The sequence below is a fragment of the Nocardia farcinica genome (assembly GCF_029867845.1).
Lineage (GTDB): Bacteria > Actinomycetota > Actinomycetes > Mycobacteriales > Mycobacteriaceae > Nocardia > Nocardia farcinica_A.
In genome coordinates, this window is sequence record NZ_JARWRU010001198.1 from 1 (window position 1) to 2,747 (window position 2,747).

Genomic DNA, 2,747 nt, shown 5'->3' on the forward strand with positions numbered 1-2,747 from the left:
CACCAGCACGCCGTGGTCCCACATGTGCCCGTACACCGCCGAGAACGAGCGCCCGTTGACGTCGACGGAGTCGACGACGATCCAGTTGCCGAAACCGGAGGCCGGGCCCGCCGCGACCACCCTGCCGTCGGAGACCGAGAAGATCGGCGTGCCGTCGGCGGCAGCCATGTCGATGCCGCGATGGCCGCCGTCGCGGGAGCCGAACACGTCGGAGATGGTGAACGTGCCGATCGCCATGGGCAGCGTGCGCGCGATGGTCCCGCCGCGGGCCGTCTGGGTGGCCGTGACGCTCGGCGCCTGCCCGTCCGCCTGCTCGTCGGCGTTCGCCGCCGGTGCGACGCCGGGATCGCCGGGCGGCACCGGCGCGGTGCCGACCGAACCGAGCAGGCTGGTGTCGGCGCACGGGTCCTCCACCGAGGGCATCACCACGACCAGCACCAGCGCCATGAGCGCCACGATCAGGCCGAGCACACCCCACAGCAGGCCTTTCACATCCACCGCGACCACCTCCGCGGGCGAAGGCCCGCGCCGCGGTCGGGCACCGACTCGCGGGGCGCTGTCACGGGCGCCGTCGAGCTTCGTCGAGGGTGCGGGCCAGGGTCCGGTTCATCTCCGTGACAGCGGCCAGTTGCTGCTGCAACACGGCCACGCGGCGCCGCAGCGCGACCACGTCCATGCGTTCCACACTCGGGCCCTGCGCGGCGCGCACCCAGTTGCGCACCGAGTTCGGGTGCACGCCGATCTGCTCGGCCACCGTGCGGCAGGCCTCGGTCTCGCTGCGCAGGCTGTCGGTCAGTGCCACGACCTGCTCGACCGCCGCATTTCGCACCTCCGGGGACACCTTGCGATAGGAACGATGCGGCATCAACGCGCTCTCCCCCTCATGCCACGCCGCCGTTCGACGGCCGCTTGCGCGTGGCGGATTCGGTGAACTCACTGAAGCGCTGGTTGGTCTCGTGGATGCCGCTGAGCCGCTCGGACTCGGTGAACTCCATCTGGAACGGGATGCCGGGACGGCGGTCCTCACCGATCTTGAGCAGGAACTTGCCGGTGCCGGGCGGCATCGGCCGCACCTGTCCCGGCCGCAGCGCCTCTCCGGTCAGCGCCTGCGGGGCCGACCAGCCGGTCACCATCTCGGCCTCGGTGGCGGTGAACGGCACCGTGCTGTCCAGGCGCTTGACCTCCTCGCCGGGCAGCGCGCCGAAGATCTTGGCGCGCGCGCGTTCCAGGAAGCCGAGCGCCTTGGCGATGGCGGCCTCGCTGCCCAGCGACTGGAGGTCCTTGATGGTGTGGCTGATCATGATCAGCGCGGTGGCGATGCTGCGCTGCAGGCGGGTCAGCTCGTCGACGCGGTCGACCATGAAGTCGCCGAGGCCGAGCACCTGCCACAGCTCGTCCATCACCACCTGGAAGTAGCGCTGCGGGCCGAGTCCGGCGTCGGCGAGCACGTGCGCGGCCTCCACCGAGGCGAAACCGTCGGCCCAGCAGGCCAGCATGACGGCGGCCTTGAGCTTCTTGTCGCCGGTGGGAATGTGCGAGACGTCGATGCACACCGCGACCGCGCTGGTGTCGATGGGCACCGTGGTCTGGCCGTTGAAGACCGCGCCGAACGGGCCCTGGGTCAGGGCGCGCAGCGAGCGGCGCAACCCCTTGATGGCGGCCTGGTACTCGGACGGGTCGTCGGCGCCCGCGTCGAGCATCAGCTCCTCGCCGCCCGCCACGATCACCTCGAGCAGGTTCTCCATGATCGGCGGCTTCTCCGGGGCGTAGCCGCTGCCGGGCTGGTAGAGGATGCGCAGCGCGGTGGCGATCAGCGTCTCCTCGTAGTCGCGCACCCGCGCCCCGCGCACCAGTTCGACCAGGCCCGCGATCAGCGTGACCTGCCGCGCCCTGATGTCCTGGAGCACCTGCAGTTGCAGCGCGGGGAACTCGTCCAGCTGCGGCACCACCGCGCCGAGCACGCCTGCGGCCAGCGGGTTGAGCTTGCCGTGGCCGTAGCCGAGGTCGATGACCTGGCCGCCGACCAGTTCCACCATCTTGCGGTAGTCGGGCTTGACGTCGGCCAGGATCAGCGGCGTGATGCCCTGCGCGATGCCGCCGAGCACGATGCGGCGCACCAGCGAGGACTTGCCGAAACCGTTGAGGCCGAGCACGAACAGGCTCGGCGCGGTGATGAAGCTGCCGCGCATGAACCAGTTCATCGGGTCGAAGCAGACCGGGGCGCCGGTGTGCAGGTGCGAGCCGAGCGGAGTGCCGATCAGCGGCGCGCCCGCGCCCACCGACCACGGCCACAGACCCGCCACCTGGGCGGTGGTGGCCCGGTACTCCACCGGCCTGCCGACCACGTTCGCGCGGCCACCGCCGGGACCCGCGTAACCGCGATCGGTCAGTTGCGCGGTCTCGCGGTCGAATCCGTCCTCGACGATCTGTTCCGCGCGCGCGGCGTAGTTGCGGCGGCGGATGTCGTCGGTGTGCACCCGGAAGGTCGCCCACGCCGCGCGCAGGCCGGAGCCCTCCCGGCTGAGCTGTTCCAGCCGGGCCCTGGTGTCCGGGTCGAGCAGCGGGGGGCCGGGCTGTCTGCGCTTGTCGGCCTTCTGCTTCGCCCGCCGCGCCGCCCTGTCCTCGGCCGCGCGATCGCCGCCTCGGCCGCGTTCCCGCACCGGGCGCGCCGGGCGGTCGTGCACCGCGCGTGGCCGCTCACCGCGCGCCCCACGATCCTGAGCCGCGCGGGTTGGGCGGGCTTCGGC

The 2,747-nt window shown here is 72.1% G+C and carries 3 protein-coding genes; all 3 read right to left on the reverse strand.

Annotated elements, in window-relative coordinates; genetic code table 11:
- The coding region (locus QH283_RS26685; protein WP_280505693.1) for a M23 family metallopeptidase at nucleotides 1–498 on the reverse strand (498 nt) is incomplete at its 3' end.
- Between the two features lie 61 nt (nucleotides 499–559).
- The gene (locus QH283_RS26690; RefSeq protein WP_280505694.1) at nucleotides 560–865 is read right to left on the reverse strand and encodes a transposase; all 306 of its coding nucleotides are present in this window, start codon (nucleotides 863–865) and stop codon (nucleotides 560–562) included.
- Nucleotides 866–881: 16 nt separating this feature from the next.
- A partial coding sequence (locus QH283_RS26695) for a hypothetical protein (protein WP_280505695.1) occupies nucleotides 882–2,747 on the reverse strand: 1,866 nt, incomplete at its 5' end.

What these genes read in the sequence shown, in the direction of transcription:
- QH283_RS26690 (WP_280505694.1), bottom strand. Translation starts at nt 865, where the DNA reads ATGCCGCATCGTTCCTATCGCAAGGTGTCCCCGGAGGTGCGAAATGCG.